The organism is Paenibacillus luteus (assembly GCF_006542765.1).
Lineage (GTDB): Bacteria > Bacillota > Bacilli > Paenibacillales > Paenibacillaceae > Pristimantibacillus > Pristimantibacillus luteus.
On record NZ_SKCD01000091.1, the window covers coordinates 1 to 576 of the forward strand.

Genomic DNA, 576 nt, shown 5'->3' on the forward strand with positions numbered 1-576 from the left:
AGAGTGCAAAGGCATAAGGGAGCTTGACTGCGAGACCTACAAGTCGAGCAGGGACGAAAGTCGGGCTTAGTGATCCGGTGGTACCGAATGGAAGGGCCATCGCTCAACGGATAAAAGCTACCCTGGGGATAACAGGCTTATCTCCCCCAAGAGTCCACATCGACGGGGAGGTTTGGCACCTCGATGTCGGCTCATCGCATCCTGGGGCTGAAGTAGGTCCCAAGGGTTGGGCTGTTCGCCCATTAAAGCGGTACGCGAGCTGGGTTCAGAACGTCGTGAGACAGTTCGGTCCCTATCTGTCGCGGGCGCAGGAAATTTGAGAGGAGCTGTCCTTAGTACGAGAGGACCGGGATGGACGTACCGCTGGTGTACCAGTTGTTCCGCCAGGAGCACCGCTGGGTAGCCAAGTACGGACGGGATAAGCGCTGAAAGCATCTAAGCGTGAAGCCCCCCTCAAGATGAGATTTCCCAGTATGTAAGACCCCTTGAAGACGACGAGGTTGATAGGTTCGGGGTGGAAGCACAGCAATGTGTGGAGCTGACGAATACTAATCGGTCGAGGGCTTATCCTAAACA

General features: G+C 55.6%; 1 rRNA gene. It reads left to right on the forward strand.

The window, feature by feature from the left end:
- Positions 1 to 572: ribosomal RNA gene (locus tag E0496_RS34445) — 23S ribosomal RNA — on the forward strand; the annotation flags it as partial.
- Positions 573 to 576: the final 4 nt, after the last annotated feature.